The sequence below is a fragment of the Bacteriovorax sp. HI3 genome, assembly GCF_059738875.1.
In genome coordinates this window covers 3,302,278-3,320,997 of sequence record NZ_AP026946.1, presented here as the reverse complement: position 1 = coordinate 3,320,997, position 18,720 = coordinate 3,302,278, and the positions used below count along the sequence as shown (strand labels likewise).

18 protein-coding genes and 1 tRNA gene are annotated in these 18,720 nt (G+C 40.7%); 15 read left to right on the top strand and 4 right to left on the bottom strand.

Going from position 1 to position 18,720, the window contains the following annotated elements:
- Positions 1-31: 31 nt before the first annotated feature.
- The gene (locus AC6JA8_RS16465; protein WP_497974773.1) at positions 32-2,530 is read left to right on the top strand and encodes a Rad50 family protein; all 2,499 of its coding nucleotides are present in this window, start codon (positions 32-34) and stop codon (positions 2,528-2,530) included.
- Positions 2,531-2,592: 62 nt separating this feature from the next.
- Positions 2,593-2,675 (top strand) — tRNA-Leu (locus tag AC6JA8_RS16460).
- A gap of 68 nt (positions 2,676-2,743) precedes the next feature.
- Here the strand turns inward: AC6JA8_RS16460 and AC6JA8_RS16455 are convergent.
- Positions 2,744-3,880: an SGNH/GDSL hydrolase family protein gene (locus AC6JA8_RS16455; protein ID WP_497974772.1), complete on the bottom strand. Its 1,137-nt coding sequence runs from the start codon at positions 3,878-3,880 to the stop codon at positions 2,744-2,746.
- A 79-nt stretch (positions 3,881-3,959) separates the two neighbouring features.
- Here AC6JA8_RS16455 and AC6JA8_RS16450 point away from each other — a divergent pair, with 79 nt between their 5' ends.
- Positions 3,960-4,382 carry a DUF1761 domain-containing protein gene (locus AC6JA8_RS16450; RefSeq protein WP_497974771.1) on the top strand — a complete coding sequence of 141 codons (423 nt, stop codon included), beginning with the start codon at positions 3,960-3,962 and terminating at the stop codon, positions 4,380-4,382.
- A gap of 31 nt (positions 4,383-4,413) precedes the next feature.
- Positions 4,414-4,713 carry an MscL family protein gene (locus AC6JA8_RS16445; RefSeq protein ID WP_497974770.1) on the top strand — a complete coding sequence of 100 codons (300 nt, stop codon included), beginning with the start codon at positions 4,414-4,416 and terminating at the stop codon, positions 4,711-4,713.
- A gap of 3 nt (positions 4,714-4,716) precedes the next feature.
- Here the strand turns inward: AC6JA8_RS16445 and AC6JA8_RS16440 are convergent, their stop codons facing one another.
- Entirely contained in the window at positions 4,717-5,619 is a 903-nt protein-coding gene (locus AC6JA8_RS16440) for a CorA family divalent cation transporter (protein WP_497974769.1), read from the bottom strand.
- Between the two features lie 88 nt (positions 5,620-5,707).
- Between AC6JA8_RS16440 and AC6JA8_RS16435 the strand changes: the two genes are divergently transcribed.
- On the top strand, positions 5,708-6,250 hold the full coding sequence (locus tag AC6JA8_RS16435; protein ID WP_497974768.1) for a MarR family winged helix-turn-helix transcriptional regulator: 543 nt from the start codon (positions 5,708-5,710) through the stop codon (positions 6,248-6,250).
- 3 nt (positions 6,251-6,253) lie between these two features.
- Here AC6JA8_RS16435 and AC6JA8_RS16430 read toward each other — a convergent pair whose 3' ends face one another.
- Entirely contained in the window at positions 6,254-6,553 is a 300-nt protein-coding gene (locus AC6JA8_RS16430; protein WP_497974767.1) for a hypothetical protein, read from the bottom strand.
- 453 nt (positions 6,554-7,006) lie between these two features.
- Here AC6JA8_RS16430 and AC6JA8_RS16425 point away from each other — a divergent pair, with 453 nt between their 5' ends.
- The 10 genes from AC6JA8_RS16425 (at position 7,007) to AC6JA8_RS16380 (ending at position 17,966) form a co-directional block, all read left to right on the top strand.
- Positions 7,007-7,480, top strand: a complete 474-nt coding sequence (locus AC6JA8_RS16425) for a fimbrial protein (protein ID WP_497974766.1) — start codon at positions 7,007-7,009, stop codon at positions 7,478-7,480.
- Positions 7,481-7,547: 67 nt separating this feature from the next.
- Positions 7,548-8,024, top strand: a complete 477-nt coding sequence (locus tag AC6JA8_RS16420; RefSeq protein ID WP_497974765.1) for a hypothetical protein — start codon at positions 7,548-7,550, stop codon at positions 8,022-8,024.
- Between the two features lie 53 nt (positions 8,025-8,077).
- Entirely contained in the window at positions 8,078-8,431 is a 354-nt protein-coding gene (locus AC6JA8_RS16415) for a hypothetical protein (protein ID WP_497974764.1), read from the top strand.
- A 62-nt stretch (positions 8,432-8,493) separates the two neighbouring features.
- Positions 8,494-9,210, top strand: coding sequence for a fimbrial biogenesis chaperone (locus tag AC6JA8_RS16410; protein ID WP_497974763.1), 717 nt, complete (start codon positions 8,494-8,496; stop codon positions 9,208-9,210).
- On the top strand, positions 9,197-11,653 hold the full coding sequence (locus AC6JA8_RS16405; RefSeq protein ID WP_497974762.1) for a fimbria/pilus outer membrane usher protein: 2,457 nt from the start codon (positions 9,197-9,199) through the stop codon (positions 11,651-11,653). Before AC6JA8_RS16410 ends, AC6JA8_RS16405 begins: the two co-directional genes overlap by 14 nt.
- Positions 11,650-12,606: a spore coat protein U domain-containing protein gene (locus AC6JA8_RS16400; RefSeq protein WP_497974761.1), complete on the top strand. Its 957-nt coding sequence runs from the start codon at positions 11,650-11,652 to the stop codon at positions 12,604-12,606. The genes AC6JA8_RS16405 and AC6JA8_RS16400 overlap by 4 nt, the downstream gene beginning before the upstream one ends.
- Positions 12,607-12,685: 79 nt before the next feature.
- Positions 12,686-13,780 (top strand): tryptophan--tRNA ligase, encoded by a 1,095-nt coding sequence (gene trpS / locus AC6JA8_RS16395; protein WP_497974760.1) that lies wholly within the window; start codon positions 12,686-12,688, stop codon positions 13,778-13,780.
- 14 nt (positions 13,781-13,794) lie between these two features.
- Positions 13,795-14,871, top strand: a complete 1,077-nt coding sequence (locus AC6JA8_RS16390) for a hypothetical protein (RefSeq protein WP_497974759.1) — start codon at positions 13,795-13,797, stop codon at positions 14,869-14,871.
- Between the two features lie 161 nt (positions 14,872-15,032).
- A complete protein-coding gene (locus tag AC6JA8_RS16385; RefSeq protein WP_497974758.1) occupies positions 15,033-16,814 on the top strand; it encodes a DEAD/DEAH box helicase in 1,782 nt (593 codons plus the stop codon).
- A gap of 78 nt (positions 16,815-16,892) precedes the next feature.
- Positions 16,893-17,966, top strand: a complete 1,074-nt coding sequence (locus tag AC6JA8_RS16380; RefSeq protein WP_497974757.1) for a UDP-N-acetylglucosamine--N-acetylmuramyl-(pentapeptide) pyrophosphoryl-undecaprenol N-acetylglucosamine transferase — start codon at positions 16,893-16,895, stop codon at positions 17,964-17,966.
- Positions 17,967-17,968: 2 nt separating this feature from the next.
- On the opposite strand, the gene AC6JA8_RS16375 is transcribed toward AC6JA8_RS16380, so the two are convergent.
- Entirely contained in the window at positions 17,969-18,634 is a 666-nt protein-coding gene (locus tag AC6JA8_RS16375) for a response regulator transcription factor (protein WP_158649726.1), read from the bottom strand.
- Positions 18,635-18,720 lie beyond the last annotated feature (86 nt).

The following is an 18,720-nucleotide window of genomic DNA, read 5'->3' as shown; positions in this document are numbered from 1 at the left end:
GAGGAATAAGAATTTGAGTCAAAACTCTAAAATGAAGATCTTAGTGACACCGGAGCTTATGAGCTCTAAGGTCGCGCATTTCTTTTTAGAGATGGGAGTAGAGTTAGAACAAAAATACACAGAGGGTCACAATTATCTTTTTGCTATCAATAACGCTTGCCCGGAAGTGACTCATCTTCCACGACTGCAGACGAAGGCCGACCTGGATGCAAAATTTTTGACTCATGTGAGAAGTTACATCAGTGAAGGATTGTTTGCGACAGAGGCCGGTAAAAAACTTCTGACGTCTTATTTCACTGAAGCTGTCGACTTCGATTTGGTTGACCGCTACTCAAAAGATTTAAAGAACATTTACTCGGTAAAGATTCATGAGTATCTCAACGTGGGATACTTTGTGGACTCAATCGTGGTTGAAGCTTATAAAGCAAAATTTGATATCAATGCTCTTCGCGATTATATGCACACGGCGCTTAAGTTTGCTTTCAAAAAAGTTGAAGCAAGCCAGGAGAGAATGCCAATTGATCTCTCTTACTCTCATAACGGAGAGGCCTTCACTGTTCAGATTTCAATGGAAGTGGAGTTCTTTGGTGGCAAGAGTGAGTTTAAAGAGGTGTTGGATCTTCTCACTAAAGATGCAAACTATTTCGACGTGACTTATTTTGATAAGAAAAAGAAGCTCACACTTTCAATGCTGATGTTTAAAGACAAGAGCTTTAAAGGAATGAAGTCATACTTCTTTACGGAAGTGGCCAAAAAAGCTACTAGCTCTGAAGTGACAGAGTCACCGGCAGAACTTCATCCAGGGCTTGTACCTCAGGAACCAGTTCGTTACGAAGCACCCAAAGGTGCAAATGAGCAGTCGAAGAAGCTCGCCCTCGCCAGAAAGTTTGCTATTTTCATTAAAAACTACCGCAACAATGAGGAACACCCAAAGCCACTTGAAAGGCTTGAGCTCATTGACATTGAATACTACTTAACACTTTATCCGAAACAAGAAACAGTCAAAGAAGTTGATGATGAAATTAAAAATTTTATTTCCCGCTTGATCAAAGATGACCAGCTCTTTGGCGGAATTACAGATTACGTTCAAAAGATTGCCAACTCTAAACTCGATCCACAGGTTCAGGAAATCCAGAGAATCCTTGCAGAAAAATCTCTAAGTGATATTGAAGAAATCCTGATGGTTCACGGTAAAGGAAATGAGAAGGAAGGCAGCGAGCGTGTAAAAGGCTGGGTTGATACTTCTGATAATGAAGCGATTAGAGTGTCTGGAAAAGATGTCGCTGTCGCCAACAACGAGAAATGGGAAGTTAAGCGCTCTCAAATTAATGAAAAGATCCAGGATGAAGTTACCCGTATCAACTCTGAAGGCCGCAATGTCATTCAGGAAGATATTATCCGTGTTGTCGCTAAAGAACTTGATGCCAAAGAACAGGATGTTAAGACTGTTGTGAGTGGTATTGTGGAAGAAGCTGTTTCTTCTGAACTGGTGAAAAACCAGAAGCTGGAAGAAGCTTTTGCTCTGAAAATCTTAGGGAATCAGACACCTGATGAAGTAAGAGAAAAGCTAGAATCTCAAATTGTCAGAATGAAAAAAGTTATCGAGCAGATGAAAAATGAAATCATCCGCTTCCAGAATGAGAAGACCCTCCAGGGAATCGAAGGCAACCTGGCAGCACCTCTTCAGGAGAATCCTGAACTTGGAAAATTAAAATCAGCACTTGGTAAAGCTGTTGAAGTGGCCAAGGCAAAAGATAAGATTATTGAAAAATATAAAAACGATGCAGAAATCAATCTTCGCGCTAAAGACATGAAGATCACCGCTCTTGAAGACCGCATTGAAGAGATCAAGTCGGAATTTGCCCGCAGCCGTGAATTTGCCAATGAAGAAAAGCTTCAGATCCTGCAAGCGGAAAATAAGAGCTTGAAGGGCAGACTTGAGCTGGCCAATAAAAAGGTCAATATCATCAATGAAAATATTGAAAATCGTGAAAGCGAAACGACAGAAAAACACGAAAGAGAGATTGAGAGTTTGCGTGCAAACATGCAGATGGCCCAATCGGTAATCGAACGCTTCAAACAAGATAAGCTGGAGATGGAAGCTCGCTTCCAGGAAGAGCGCGAAGCTAATCGCAAACTCAAAGAAGAAATCTCGACCGCAGGTTCAAACTCAGCAATGAAGTCCGAGCTTGCCGAACGAGAGGCCCAGATTGCCATCCTACAGAGCGATAGAAAGACCTCAGAGGATAAGTATAAGCTTCTTTCTATCGAGCTTAAAAAGACCGAGCAAAAGCTTAAATACGTCACCAGCCAGCTGGAATCATCTAACAAGAAGGGTGGATCAGGTCAAAAGAGTGCGGACGCCTATGCAAAACAGCTCGATCAGGCCAACTCTCGCCTAAGTGAAGCTAACAATGAAGTGGCCGAAAAACGTAAAGAAATCGTTAAACTTAAACAAGAAAACACGCTAATGAGCTCTAAAATCGCCGAACTAGAGAAAAAACTCGGCGTTACCAAAAAAGCTTCATAATTTTTTCATTTTTCACTTGTCAGCCCCAACATTTTTGAGTAAAAATAGTGTCTCAAATCGACGCCCTGCTGGTGAAATTGGCAGACACGCCAGACTTAGGATCTGGTGCGCAAGCGTGGGGGTTCAAGTCCCTCGCAGGGCACCATTTGAAAATTCAAAAAAATAAAATAACCCAACTTGATTGGGTTTTTTTGTGCCCAAAATCCTGGATTCTTATTTCAGCTTATAATTTTGTCCAATAGTGCGGAAGATGGCATCGGCGATAATCTCGTTTCCTTTGTCGTTAATGTGGCAGCAATCATCTATGTAAACCGTTTCTTTTATCGGTTTAAAAACCATCGCCAGGTCATACACTCCAAGCTTTGAGGCCTCTTTTCTCAAGGCCAGAAAGTCAGCAACACTATTTGAGAAGATGTTATTAATGACAGTGGATTGCTCTTCACTGCTAAGAGTTTTTGATTCTGGATTGTATTGACTAGGTTGAATGAAAAAAAAGCCAGGTTTATTGTGGAGTTTTAAAATGGTTTGCTCCATTGTGGTGTATTTTTTCCAGTTGCCAACAAGTATCTGTTGAATGTCTTCAGCACTATTCATGCGATTATAAAAAGAAGCTTTGGGGTTGGAGAGATCCTGGGATTCACTGTAAACATTCTTTAAAAGAATATTGCGATAGAGAATCATAATGGCGCTCTTACCTAAGATAGGATGCATTCTAATAGCTTCGGCCCTTTCTTTTTTTTCAAAGACATCACTTATTCGTCCGTTGGATTCATCGTCGTAAAGAAACTCACTGAAGGTTGGATAGTCCATTGGATAAGCACCACTGGTTCTTGACCAAACTTCATTCCATCCGTCTAGTTGAATGACCATGTCGATATGTTCAACGAAATAAGAAAGAGCGATAAATTGCTGGGGTTGTTTGTAGCCAGGAATGGCAAGGTTCATGAAGCGTATATATTTATTCTTTAAAGCAGGGACATGCTCTTTAAGTCTATCAGTCAATCGTTCATTGGCCACGATGTGACGGACGAAGTAGTCAGCGACAGAGCCTCCAAGAACGGCAATAACAAAAGTATTGTCGTCTTTGGCCAGGGGGTAATCTTCGCTTGAGCTAAAACCATAGTTGTTTCCGTACTTGGTAACATATCCAAAAAAAGGTGAGCGTTTAAAATTGCCGTGCCAGTCTTTGATGCGTTTGAATTCTGTTGGGTTTTCTTGTTGGTAACTTTGGCGCAGAAGATCTCGTCTGTAGTTGTGAATATAGATTTGAGAGGCCAGCTCAAGCGACGCTGTAACAATAAGAACGATAAAGACTGAATACCCAACCCACGACAATATTTTCTTTTTCATAAATAAAATTAAAGCATGGCGACTTTTTCTCTACAAGTTTGATGTTATACTTTGTGAATAAATATTTTAAGGAGAAGTCATGATTCCTGTGAGCGTAAATTTTTTCGCGGTCATTGCCTGTAGTGTTTTGTCATTAGCACTAGGATTTCTCTGGATGACTAAGCTCTTTGGAGTTCCTTACAGAAAGTATATGTACGGGGTTAAAGACCAAGGGAATGCCAGCAAAAAACAGCAGATGATTTCTTTTAGTATTTATATTCTGGTGTCTTTAATTACGGCCTACGTCTTTGGACTGATGGTCTTTTTTACAAAATCCTTAAGTGATGGCTCTCTGGAAGTGGGAGTGTTGGCAACTCTTCTGGTATGGGCAGGTTTTTTCCTTCCTTTCGCCGTTAATAAAGCACTCTGGCAGTTTAAAAGCTGGGTTGTTGTGGCGATTGACGCGAGTTTTGAGCTGCTAAGGCTTGTGATGATGCTTTTCATTTTTTGGTACTGGAATTAAACTGCTCCCCAATATCTAATTGGGGGAGAAGATGGTTAAAGAATTTTTTTCATTTCTTAAAGCTTACGGAGTTATCGGTTTAGCTATCGCCGTGATCATCGGTGGTAAACTTAATGAACTTATTGGAAGCTTGGTCAATGATCTTATGATGCCGCTTATTTTTAAGCCGGCGCTTAAAGCAGCTAATGTGACGAATATCAGAGATCTTCAGTATGAAGGAATTTTCTATGGCAAAGTGATTGGCTCTGCTGCTGACTTCTTTATCGTAGCGCTGGTGGTGTTTTTGATCGCCAAGTTTATTCTTAGAGAAGAAACTGTGACAAAAAAATAATTCTTAGTTTGGACGCTTCAGCCATCCACGGCGATAAACCCAGATAAAGATCCCGATTGAAATAGCGAGCATACTTCCTAAAACCAGGAAGTATCCGCTCTCATGGTGAAGCTCCGGCATATTATCGAAATTCATCCCGTAAACACCTGCTAAGAAGTTTAGGGGTAAGAAGAAAATCGAAAATACCGTCAGGACGCGCATGACTTCATTGGTCTTTTGGGCCGAAAGAGAGATGTGGAGATTGAGAAGACCTGTGACATTTTCTAGAACGTCTTCAGTATAAAAGAGGTTGCGCTCAATACTTTCGCGCAGTCCTTGAAAATCTCTCCAGACAAAATCCGGCCTGCTTTGAAGAGAGGCGAGAATATCAAGAGAGAACTTGAGAACTTTTCTAATGGCCGAAGCTTTTCTTTTTAAGAAGTAACCTTCGCGGACAATGTTTTCACTTTTACTAGTTTCAAAAATACTTTCTTCAAATATCTCTACTCTGTTTTCTAAAGCAGACAGAGGTGCATCGAAAGTCATCATGGAAGAGGTGATGATTCTCTTGATAACGTCTTTTAGCGTATAGTTTTTTTCAACAGCTTCGTGACGGAGTTCCTCTAAAAAGGGGTGATCCATACGGTGAATGCTTATAAGTGAATCGTTACTTATAAGGAGAGTGATCTTTGTTGTCAGGTCCTGAATATTGGCCGCATCTGTCTTTGAATGATCAATCGTTCGCAGATATATAACCGCGGCAGACTCAAGTAATTCGTACTTAGGTAGATGCTCTGGGTCCAGGGCATTCAGCAAAACGCGATTCGGTATATTTAACTCTTGCGACAGGTGATTCAAATCGCTTTTTTTAGGAGTCGTTAGATCAACCCAACGAATGTTTTGTAACTGTGTCTCAAATTTCTTCATAATTTTATCTTAAGATGATCAAGGAACGCAAAATTTAAGGTTTTCCTAAATTGACCAATAACCTACCTTACTATCATAATCAGAATCTATGGAACACACTAGTATTTTAGACATTAAATCAGATCCCGTTTACCAAGAACTTTTGACAAACTACCCGGAAGTTTCTCCTGAAGCAGTAGAGACGATCCTTCAGTTTCACAAAGTTTCATCTCTCATTAACATGAGACGAGAAGCCACTCTGTCTGAGTTTGGTCTTACTCCCGGACGCTTTCAGCTCCTCATGCTTTTAAAGAGACAAGAGCCTGTACATGCTCTTTCTCCTTCTGAGCTCGCGAAGAGAACAGGTGTCACGAGAGGAACGATGACTCAATTCATTGATGCTATCGAAAAAGATGGTTTTGTGAAAAGAGTTGAAGATCCGAAAGACAGAAGAGGTATGTTGGTTGAGCTAACCCCAGTTGGTGAAGAAAAACTGAAACAAGTATTGCCGATTCACATCTCGCGTATGGAGCATTATACGCGTGTACTTAACAGTGATGAACGCAAGATGATGATTCACATTATGACCAAGATGGTTAGCACATTCGACGCCGCAGCTCAGGATGAACTAACCATCAAGCATCAAGCTTAAGAATTATTCGATAACGATCTGGCCATCTTGAACAACAAGGTACCCAGAAACCGCGTCGCCATCTTTCAGGCTGCATGAAGCGTCTACGAATTCAGTAGTAGATGCTTCAGATTCGCTTAGTGGGCAAACCATACTTGGTCTGTAATCAGTATAATTGATCTTAAATGAGCAATCGAACATGTTCTGGTCGATGCGAACTTTTTTGTATTCAGTTACTTTTCCAATAAATTGAGCCTCTGGATTACATGCTAGTGCAGATCCCGCGCTAAATAAAAAGCCAATAGCCATAACTAAGTTCTTCATACTTCACTCCCAATTAAAAATACTAATGACAGCCTTGTAGCAGGGTCCAAGATTTGGTTCAAGTTAAGATTTGATTGTGTGTAGAAACCACCTTATATGAGCTTCGGCCGGTTGTGCGTTTAAGCTTCATTTTTAAGTTTTTGATTAAGTAAAATTCTACTTGGATTATTGATAATTTTTATTGATAGTTCCATGGTCTAACCAATTATAATTAATCCTTTTTTAATGGTGTTGTTGTGGCGATATTAGCAACTGGCAAAAAGCTCCTTTTGACACTTTTTTAGACACGTTTTGACATCAGTGTTTAAAATATAATCACGTCTTTACTTAGACGAGAACTTGATGCCAAGGACTTAAGGTTGTTTTGAACTTGGCACCGGAAGTGCTTTAGATAATGACAGAAACAGGTTTTAGAAATAAACCAAACAACGATCCAAACACACAGGAGTATCTATGAAGAAGTTTTTAGCAGTAACTGCACTTTTAACTCTTACAACAACATCAGCTTTTGCTGCAACAACAGGTTCATTACTACTTCAAGGTGTGGTAGCTCAAAAGGTAGCTATCGTTGTAACTCCAGTAGCAGTAGCTTCTGCTCTAGACCTAGCGACAACTCAATCGGACCTAAAAGTAGCTACAGTTAATGAGCAATCGAACTCAAAAACTGGTTATAAGGTAACAATCACTTCTGCAAACTTAGGGAAACTTAAGAGAACAGACGGTGCTGAAGTTTTCTCATACACACTTAAGTATGCTGGATCGTCTGTAGGTCTTTCAACTGCAGCAGGTTCAACTTTTACAAACTCATCAGCTGCAGCTGTTAACGTGAATAAAGACCTTAACATTTCATACACAGGTGTTGCTGCTGAATCAATGGTAGAAGGTACATACGCTGATACAGTTACTTTCAACATCGCTGCTAACTAATTTTTCAAAAATAACAAAGGCCCGCTCATGGATGGCGGGCCTTTTTTTTGCTTAAAAATCAGGGAAGATGAAAACTATAATTTCCAGCCTGCTATTTTCAATTCTTTTTTCCTTCTCTGCCTTTTCAGCGGTGACAGGATCGTCCCTTTTGCAGGGGAAAGTTTCTTCGAGAGTTTCCATTGAAGTCTTTCCTGAAATGATTGCAGGGGCCCTGGATCTTTCAACAACCCAGACCGATTTAAAAGTAGCGAGCTACAGAGAGAAATCAAATGCCATTTTGTCTGGTTACCGGGTGAGGATTTCCAGTGCGAATCTGGGGAAACTTAAACGTATTGATGGGGCAGAGGTTTTTCCTTACTCGCTCAAGTACGATGGAACGACATTGAATCTTTCAACGTCATCGGGAACGACGTATGAGCGCTGGCATATCTTTCCAGTGAGCCTCCTGCGGAATCTGACGATTTCCTACACGGGAAAACCTCTCGAACAAATGGTTACTGGTACCTATACTGACACTATAACCTTTGAAATTGCAGCCAGATAGGTAGCTAAAAATACCCGCTCAAGAAAGTCGGGTATTGTACCGATAAGTCTCATATGAAGACTTATTTAGCATTGATTGTTTTCTCTTTTTCTTCTCTGGCCTTTGCTGATGGAAGCTCAAGACTAGTCCTTAGGGCCTACGTCCCACCGGCGATTAATACGACTATAAGTCAAACCCAGCTTAGTTCTTCAAAAAGCTTAGTGACTTTTACCAGCCAAATGAATTCCAGGTATTTAAGTAACGAACAAAAATTTGAAGTTGAAGGTCTTGATCAGTCTGGATTAGAGGCGAACTTAAAGAGAATTGCCGGCAGTGACCGCAGTATTCAGTATGAACTTCTGGTGAAACACTTAAAAGATACAATGCCAGTGCACAAACCAATTTTCCTCAAAATATCTGCAAATTAGTTTTGTAGTAATTCCATTTAACCGCTAAAATTAAAGGAACTTTTAAAAGGCGGTTTCAAGGAATGAAGCGCAACATTTTATTCATCCTCACAAGTTTACTGATCTCATTTAATACTTATGCATTTAAGTTTTCTCCAATGTCGACTTCGATCGGCGTAAAAGAAAAAACGAATTCAACTTTATTTTATCTGGAAAATGACTCTGATCAGCCGATTGCAGTTACAGCATCAGTCATGAAAAGAGAGATGAATGTTGAAGGTGTCGAGACCAACAAAAAAATCGATAACGAAATTACAGTTTATCCATCGCAATTGATCATCCCACCAAACGAAAAGCGCTCAGTGAAAGTGACTTGGGTTGGAAAGACGGTTCCAGTTAAAGAAGAAGCTTACCGTTTGATCGCAGAACAACTTCCCATTGAACTTGATAAAAATAAAAAACAAAAGGCCAGTATCAAAGTTCTGCTTCGTTATGTAGCAGCTCTTTATGTTGAGCCGGAAGGACTTTCTTCTGATGTGTCTTTAAAGAAAATGGAAGTTGATGAAAAGAAGGTTTCATTAACAATGAATAATTCAGGTAAAAAGCACCAGGTGCTTTCGAACCTGGTCATCAAGTTCAGTGGTAAAAAAGATATCACGGTTGAAGGCGAAGAACTAAAAGGCATGATCGGGGAAAATGTACTGGCGGAAAGTGAGCGCGTTTTCCATTTTCAGAAAAACGGTAAGTTCAAAGATGTTCAGTCTACAGATAAGGTGAAAATTAGTTTTGATAAAGATTAATTTTAAACCCATTTTTTTATCGACGCTGGTTCTGTTAGGTCCGCTTTATAAGGCAGAGGCTCAATCTCAATCTACAGACGAACTTTTCAAAAAAGTTTTTGGGAAAGCAAGCGAAGAAAAAAAGACTCCGGTAGATGTGTCTCTGGGAGACTTTTTTATTGGAGAAGTTTCAGTCACTCTTCAGGGAGATAAAATTATTTCTATCTCAGGTGGAGAGTTAAGAAAACTTCTGACTGATAAAATCCGCGAAGACAAAATTATGAAGTATCCCGTGAGCGACGGAGATGTCAGTCCGGATAAGCTACCTTTTAAAGTGCAGTATCATCCTTCGGAGCTAAGGCTTTCGGTTCAGGTTCCTCCTGCGGATTTGCGCCCGACAGATGCCAACGTCTACGATGATTTAATTCCTTATTATTCACGCAAAGCGATTGAACCAGCACCTTTTTCGCTGGGGTTAAATTATAAACTCGAGCAGACATTTAACCATAACACTAATCAGGCGGATTCATTTACAGCACAAACAGATGCGTTTATGAACATCCAGAAAGTCGCTTTGGAAAACCGCATGACTTATCTTTCGACGAGAGATCGTCAGTGGGGAAGACAGGGCTCAAGGGCCATTTTTGATCGTCCTAACCGCATGCAAAGAATTGAAGCGGGGGATGTGAGTTACCCTATTATTGGTTATCAGCAGGCTTACTCTATTGGAGGGCTTTCTTTTTACCGCGACTTTTCATTGAATCCTTATCGCGTAGTAACGCCGACTTCTTCTTTTGAATTTCAAGTCGACAGCCGTTCATTGGTTAAAACTTACGTGAATAATATTTTACTTAAGTCTGAGTACATGAGTGCCGGCCGCTATTCGGTAAAAGATATCCCACTAAACAACGGGCTTAACCGCATCGTGGTTGAAGTGACTGATGAATTTGGAGTCACCAGGTCTTTCACTTTTAATGAATCAGGCTCTTTGGATTTATTAGCAAAAGGTGTAAGTCGATATGCGCTAGCGACCGGGTACCCATCTTCGGAAGTTGACGGGAACTTAAAATACAACGAAGACAATGGGGCCTTTGCCTCTGGTTTTTACCAACATGGGCTTTATAAACATTGGACTGTTTCTGCCTATGCTCAGGGAAATAAAAAGTACAAAATGCTGGGAACTAACCACATTCTGTCTTCTGCCTACGGTAACTGGTCATTTGATGTCGCCGGAACAAAAAATGATTTCAATAATGGTTATGTCACTCAGGCCACTTATCAGCTCAACTTATTCGGAGCCTACTGGTATGACTCTCATACTCTGACCACTAAGCTTGAATACCGTTCGCCTTTTTTTAATGAGGCCGGTGAGAATTTTAAAAATCGTTTTGATGTTACTGGCACAGTTTCGTATAGCGTGCCGCTTTTTGAACGCTTCAATGTGGCCTTAGGTGGAAGTTATCAAAATCCAACTCTCGCTGAAAATGCACGATTGGCCTTTAACGGAAGTTTAACAACTAAGATTTTTGAATCGAGCTCACTGACGGCCTATGCTGGAAGAAGTAGAGATGAATTCAAGACCTGGTCTAATCAGATTTATTTTTTCTTTAACATGACGTTTGGTGAGAGTTCGACATTTGCCTCGGCCTTCTATGAAAAAGAATCGCAGACAAAACGTTTAACGGTTATCAGAGATACAGGAAAAAAATACAACGATCTTAAAGTTTCAGCTTCTGCTGATGACAATAACTCTTCTAAGAATGCTTCTCTTGATCTGCAATACAACACTGTTCTGGCCGATTTAGGGGCCAGACAAGAAGTGATGAAAAATAATGGTCAGTCCGAAGGCTATAAAACCAGCGTGCGTCTTTTAAGTGCTTTTGCTTTTGTTCACAATGGTGATGATTCGGCCTTCTCAATTGCCAGACCGATTTCAAACAGCTTCGTTATTTTTAAACCAAATAAAGAATGGAGTGGACAGAAGTTCGGAGTCCAGACGGCCGGAGGAGTTAACGACACAACGACAGGGCTTTTTGGCGAATCGTTGGTTTCCAGTTTAGCACCTTATCAATACAGAAGGCTTCAACTTGACCCAAGTAACCTGGACCCGGGATATATTCTAGGGCAAGAGAGTTTTGTGGTTTATCCAAGAAGAGACAGTGGACATTTATTTGTTATTGGAAAAGCAGGTCTTCTGGTTTTAAAGGGAAGAATTGTTGATCAGAAGAAAAATCCACTGGCACTTAAAGTAGGATTTTTTACTTCGGCCCAAACACAAAAAAGCACGCCCTTTTTTACTGACCGTGATGGAGAGTTTTTTATCGAAGGAGTTGAGCCAGGTCTAGGAACCATTCAGCTTGACGATGATAACTTTTCACCAGCACAGATTGATATGACAGGAAAGAAGCAGGGAATGGTGGATACCGGTGACATTATCCTGCCGGATGGAGGAAGCGAGTTATGAAAATGAAATCAGTAGCGGCCTTACTCTTTGCCTTGAGCCTCTTTCCAGTTAGTAGTGCTTTTGCAGATTGTGATTACAATTTAACTGTTCCGACATTTTCTTATGGAGTTGGGGACACTAACCCAATTGTGTCCGGGACTGTTCAGGTCAGTAGAGGTCAGGGTGGGAATAGTTCTAACTGTAATAATTTCTTTCTCGCTTTTACTAAAGGCTGGGCGGGAAATTACAACCGTCGCGGCTATAATATTACGACCTGGGTTGGGTACTTGTATTACAACTTTTATAAAAATAATAACGCCACCGGTGTATTGAAAGAACCAAGTGATATTTCTTCTACTAATGAAGTCATCTTCGATACACTTTCAAAAGGTTCATCAAAAAACCTGAATTACTATTTTTCACTTTCACCAATTGATGCCAGCTCTCCTCCGAGCGCCGGGACTTATTACGATGTGGTCCAGGTTCAACTTTACTCGGGGACATATACAAATATTGTTTCTTACGAAGGCTATCGCGACCTTTACGTTTACCTGAACGTCGCCAAGTTCATTTCATTATCAATGGTCGACACTGGCGGAACTTATGATGGCAATCAGACTTCAAAAACACTGGACTTTGGAGAACTAGAGCAAGGCGAACAATTGGGGTTTGATGTCCGCATTGTAAGTAACTCTGGTTATATCCTGAAAGTGTCTTCAAGTAACAACGGACTCTTAAAGCGCGTAGGTGGAACCGGAGTCAAATCGCAAATCGGTTATGACTTCTATGCCAACAACTCTATTAAGACTTTAACCTCTTCGGCATCTTCTCCGGTAACGATTGCCAGTGGCACAGGAAAAACTCCTTCTGGGGGCGCTCTGGTGCCGATTAAGGTCGCTATTAAGTCTGTTGATGATAAAGACCCGGGAACCTATCAGGATTACGTCACCTTATCCGTTATCAGCAATGACTAGTCGCTATAGAGGCTGATTTCCCCTTTTTAGAATGCCTAAAATTGTCTAGAATAGAAGGCGTCTCTCTAAGAAGGAATTTATGTCTAAAAAAATCTGTTTAACTGGGGTCAAACCAACAGGGATGCCTCACCTGGGAAATTACATCGGAGCTATCAAGCCAGCTATTGAGATGGCAAACTCTGGTGAATACGATTCATACTATTTCATCGCTGATTACCATTCACTCATTGGTGTTCACGATGCAAAACTTTTAAGAAATTATATTTATGAAGTCGCGGCCACATGGCTGGCGATGGGGCTTGATCCAAAAAAAGTCACTCTGTATAAGCAAAGTGATATCCCGGAAATTTTAGAACTAAACTGGATTACAAATTGTTTTACCAGCAAGGGGCTAATGAACAGGGCCCATGCTTACAAGGCGATGGTTCAGGCCAATGAAGAAGAAAGCCGTGATAGAGATGCGGGCGTGAACATGGGACTTTTTTCTTATCCAGTTCTTATGGCGTGCGATATTATGATTTTAAATGCGGATGTTGTTCCAGTTGGAGCAGATCAGCTTCAGCATATTGAGATTGCCCGCGATATCGCGCACTCATTCAACAGCAACTATGTTCCAGGTTATGAAAAAATCAGAAAGAATTTAGATCATGAAAAGAACACCAAATCTCTGGCCGAGTTCATCAGATCAAACGACAAAACAAAAGACGTTGCTTTCTTAAATCCACCAAAGGCCATCGTTGCAGAAGGAAACAAACTTCTGGCAGGTCTTGATGGAAGAAAGATGAGCAAGAGTTACAATAACCACATCCCACTTTTTTCAACTGAAAAAGAACTACAAAAGCTCATCAATAGAATCACAACGGATTCAAGCGGTCCAACTGAACCCAAGAACCCTGACGATTCATTAATTTTTGATTTCTATCAGACATTTGCTTCTAAGGAACAGACTGAAGACTTAAGAGCAAGATACCTGCGTGGTATCGGATGGGGAGAGGCGAAGGCCGATCTTTTAAATGTACTTAACAACACTTTGAAAGGACCTCGCGATATTTATAATGAACTGATGGCCGATACGAAAAAGATTGATGCAATTCTAGAAGAAGGTGCACAGAGAGTTCGTCCAAAGGCGCGTGAACTTATCCGCAATATTAAAAACACAATTGGTGTTAACTAAGGAATGTTGGCTCTATGAAATTACTAGGATGGTTTTTACTTTTGTCATTATCACAAGCGCATGCTCAACAAGTCATTGAGAGTGCTCCTTTAAGTATTACGGAAGAAGGGACGAGAAAGATCATTGAGCGCGCTGACGGCGACAAAGACGCTAAGCCTGCTGAAATTCCACATGGTGTTGAAGTGGTTGCTCCGCCAGCAGCAGAGGCCCTGGTCATCCCAAACGATGACGTGGTTAACCCACCAGTTGAGAAGAAGACAGCTAAATCAAAAAAGAAATCAAAACTGATTTCGAAAGAAGCGAATAAAGATGCGGCTAAAACAGTTGAGCCATCAGAGGCGATTCCTGCGATTGCACCGATTGAGTCAGCTCCTGTTGTAAAAAAAGAAGCCCCGGTCAACCCAATAGATGGCCAGTTAAAACTTGGGCCAGTCACAGAGGCACCTGTTCAAGTCCAAACTCAAACACCAACAGCTGCTCCTGTGGTTAAAGACGGTGAGATTAGGCTTGATGATAATAAAAAAGCACCAACTTTTGAGAATGATGTCATTGCCATTGCGGTTTATGACAACACGTTAAGACGCTACTTGCAGTTTTCATTCGGTTACTTGAATTCTAACTATGAAAAGTTTCACCCGTCTTTAGATAATGGTTCAATGCTAACATCATTTCGTTTTGTTGGTGACATGACGACAAAGATCCAGACTGGTTTTGCAGTTGAGATTATTAGCGACAGAAGCAATCAGAATATCCCGGATGTGATCCGTGCACTTCAATACCGCTTGTTTGCCGATTACCATGAACCTCTTTTTGAAAAGGGCGCAGTTAAAACTGACTGGATTGGAAGTATGGCCTTTTCGATCGGAGACTACGGAGTGAGAAGACGCTACTTGAATGCTCAAGGGCAGGAATTGAGCACTAAGATCAAGGAAGGGACTCTTGTTGGGCTTATTCCTGGGGCCGGGATTAGAATTTATTTAGTCGGTAAGTCGAGCTTTGACTTGATGGTTGAATACCATTTATATTTCGGAAAACCCCAGACTTACATCGGTGGATTGGCCTTTAACCCACGATTAAGCTTCGAATTCTAATCTTTTTTACACATTGGGCTAGTCGTATCGTTATTTATGACGTATGAAGCCTATAACATTTTAACGTTTCTCCCTTCGATGTTGCTTTTTTTGCGTCTAGTGGTTCAGGTTTCATTTCAAGCAATTAAGATCGGTGGAACCACATTCAGACGAGGTATTAAGTGACATTTCAAGAATTGCCACTACGTGAATCATTAATTAAAGCGATCACGGAGAGGGGCTATGTAGAGCCAACAGAAATCCAGGCTCAAGCTATTCCAGCACTTGCAACAACAGAAACAGACTTTGTAGGACAAGCGCAAACAGGTACAGGTAAAACTGCTGCCTTCTCACTTCCACTATTAAACAAGATCGACTTCACTAACCGTGATGTTCAAGCACTAATCTTAACTCCAACTCGCGAGTTAGCTAACCAGATTACTGAAGAAATCAAAAAATTCTCGACTTACGAAAAAGTAAAAACACTTGCTGTTTACGGTGGTGTTTCTCTTGAAGGACAAATCAGAGGATTAAGAAAAGATCGCCCACAAATCGTAGTAGGAACTCCGGGACGTGTCCTGGATCTTATCGATCGTGGAGTTTTAATTCTAGATAACGCTAAATACGCTGTCTTGGATGAAGCTGATGAAATGCTAGATATGGGATTCATCGACGACGTAAAACAAATTCTTTCTAACCTAGGTGAAGATAGAAAAACTTGGATGTTCTCGGCAACTATGCCAGCTCCAATCCTTTCATTAATCAAAACTTACCTGAAAGATCCTCTTGTTGTTAAAGTTCAAAAGAAAACTTTATCTAACGAGTCTATCGAGCAAAAGCACTACGTTGTTCGCCACAACAACATGAGCGAAGCAATCTGCAGAATCCTTGATTCTCTAGAAGACTACTACGGAATGATTTTCTGCCGTACAAAAGTAGACGCGAAAACTCTTGCTGACGAACTAAACGCTCGTGGGTATCCATCAGATTCACTTCATGGTGATATGTCACAACAACAACGTGACATCACAATGAAGAACTTCAAACTTAAAAAGATCAACATGCTGGTTTGTACAGACGTTGCCGCTCGCGGAATCGACGTAGACAACCTTACTCACGTAATTAACTTTGGTCTTCCACAAGATATCGAGTCTTACGTTCACCGTATCGGACGAACTGGTCGCGCGGGAATGAAAGGGGTGGCGATCACTCTTGTTGAGCCATCAGAAAGATACAGACTTCGCATGGTAGAAAACAATACGAAAGCTCGTATTGTTCAAGCAACACTTCCAACTCCAGCAGAGTTAAAGGAAGTCATGGTTAGAAAAGAACTTAAGAAATTTGATAACGTTATCGAAAATCTTGATAAACTTTCTACAGATGCTGTGTTTACAGAAAAATTTAATGACCTTTCAAAAGAAGATTTATTAAAAGTTATGTACAACCATATCTTCAAGTCACAAATCTCTCGTTACGACCATTCTCCATCTCTTGAAATCCAGGAAAGACGTCCTGATAACAGAGACAGAAACCGTGACTTCAACGATAGAGGAAATGACAGAGGTAACGATAGAGGAAGCAGAGACCAGGGACGTCCAAACCATTCTGGTAACATGAGATTCTTCGTTAACATCGGTAAAGACCACGGCTTAACTCTAAAATCACTTCTGGGATCAATCTCGGATATGGTTAAAGTTGAAGAGCGCCTGATCAGAAACGTAGATATGAAAGAAACTTTCTCTTTCTTAGAAGTTCCTGAGCAATATGGTGAAGTTTTATTAAAAGTTAACACTCCAATGATCATCGACCGCACTGTGCGTTTCGAGCTTACTCGCTCGGCACCAATGAGCCGCCCACACTTCGGTGGTGGAGACCGCGATCGTCGTCCAAGCTTTAGAAGTGGAAGCAACCACAGAAATGGAGATAGAAACGGCAACAGATCTGAAAGATCTTTCCGTTCTTAATCTTTTCTACTTATAATAAAGGCATCTAATTCATAGCGCTCCCTTATGGGGGCGCTTTTTATTTTCCCTGAGGCCTTTATGTCTAATAAAAAAACGTTGATCTTTACTGGTGGAGGCTCTGGCGGCCATGTAATGCCGGCACTCACTATCATTAAGAAGATCAATGAAGACTCCCGCTATGATGTTCATTATATCGGCGGTATCGCCAGCATCGAACGCGAATTGGTTCAGGACTATAAACTCACTTATCATCCCATCCGCACTGGAAAATTAAGACGCTATCTTTCTTTAGAAAACATGAAAGATATCATCCGTGTATTTTTAGGGTTAGTGGATTCTTTTAAGCTGCTTTGGAAATTTGATAGAAAAAATACGTTGGTTTTTTCAACTGGTGGATTCGTTTCTGTTCCAGTTGTTCTGGCCGCAAGACTTCAAGGGAAAAAATCTTTTATTCACGAGCAAACGAGCCGAGTCGGTCTGGCCAATAAAATCTGTTCGATCTTTGCCAACCGTGTGTTCATTAGTTTTGAAGATTCATATAAATACTTCGATGAAAATAAAACTCACTTCTCAGGCTATCCGCTAAGAGAGGAGTGTTACACAGACGATATCAGGCCGGTAAAAATCCATGGCAGAGTGATTAACGAAACAACAAAGCCTATCTTGTTTGTCACTGGAGGAGGAAATGGGGCCCAGTTAATCAATAAACTGATTGAAAAAAACTTTTCTTTTTTAACTGAGAAGTACCTGATTGTTCACCAGACAGGAAAGGCCTTCTTTAATGACTATAGTACAAAGCTAAAACACCCGGACTACATCGCCGTTCCTTTTATCGGAACAGAGATGATTGACCTCTTTAAACTGGCCACGGTGACTATTTCCCGCTCTGGAGCAGGGACAGTGTGCGAGTTGATTGCGGTTGGAAAAAAATCGATTTATATCCCTTTAAAGATCGCTCAAAAGAACGAGCAATTCTTTAATGCCTTAGAGGCCCATAAAAAACTTGGGTCTATCATTATTGAAGAAAAAGAACTGACGGATGCAAGTTTTCTTCAGGCGTTGTCGGATATTGGGGATCACAATCCAATGACGAAAGTGCAGAAGCAAAATGGGCTTCAGTTTTTAGTCGAAGAAATCGAAAAAGCTTTTTAAATTTACCCGATTCTTAAAATGTACCCACGAGACTTAATCGTGCGAATGTATTTCGAAAACGGCATCAGCTTCTTTCTAAGATTAGAAAGGTGAGTATCGATGTTCTGGTTTTGAACGTGAATGTTCGGCCAAAGAAGGTTCGTGATGTACTCGCGAGAGAAAACCTTGTTTGGGTTTTTTGCCAGAAGATGGATAAGTTTGAATTCAATTGGCGTAAGCTGGATTTTTTCTTCTCCAATTTCTGCCATTTGCATTTCACAGTGAAGTTTAAAGCCATCAAAGGCAATGATTTCAGATTCATTTGCCTGAGCTTGTTTAGTGTTGATTTTGTTCTTAATACGCGCAACCAGCTCTCTTAGAGAGACAGGCTTAACGATAAAATCATCTGCCCCAAGGTTTAGACCTTTAATGATTGATTCCTCTGAAGGATCACCACTTAAGAAAATAACAGGTAGATCTGGATGAGATGTTTTAAATTTTTCATATAGTTCAAATCCATTCATCGTCGGCATGTGCAGATCGAGAAGGATAAGATCTGTTTCGGTTTTTCCAAGGAAACTTAGCAGGTCTACTGGATTTTGGATGAGTTCAAGATTGAATGTTGGTGATAATAATTCGTTATAACTTTTTAAGTTATCTTTCACATCGTCCACGATCGTTACGTGCATTTTTCTCTCCATAAATATCCCTGTTGCTCCTCTTAGTATAAGTTTACAACAATTCCTTTTAAATAAGCTTAGACGAAATTGCTCAG